Source organism: Neisseria sp. P0014.S009, assembly GCF_051958155.1.
Lineage (GTDB): Bacteria > Pseudomonadota > Gammaproteobacteria > Burkholderiales > Neisseriaceae > Neisseria > Neisseria flavescens_C.
Map to the genome: position 1 here is coordinate 1 of NZ_JBQCVS010000200.1, position 248 is coordinate 248.

The following is a 248-nucleotide window of genomic DNA, read 5'->3' on the forward strand; positions in this document are numbered from 1 at the left end:
GAATTACTGGGCGTAAAGGGCTCGTAGGCGGCCGTCTAAGTCATACGTGAAATTCCTGGGCTCAACCTGGGGACTGCGTTTGAGACGTTATATCTTGAGTGAGGAAGAGGGTTGTGGAATTCCCAGTGTAGAGGTGAAATTCGTAGATATTGGGAAGAACACCGGTGGCGAAGGCGGCAACCTGGTCCTTTACTGACGCTGAGGCGCGAAAGCGTGGGGAGCAAACAGGATTAGATACCCGAGTAGTC

Annotated in this window: 1 rRNA gene; it reads left to right on the forward strand. The window is 52.4% G+C overall.

Annotated features, from left to right (window positions below):
* A 16S ribosomal RNA gene (locus ACTHS4_RS12305) occupies positions 1 to 248 on the forward strand; the annotation flags it as partial.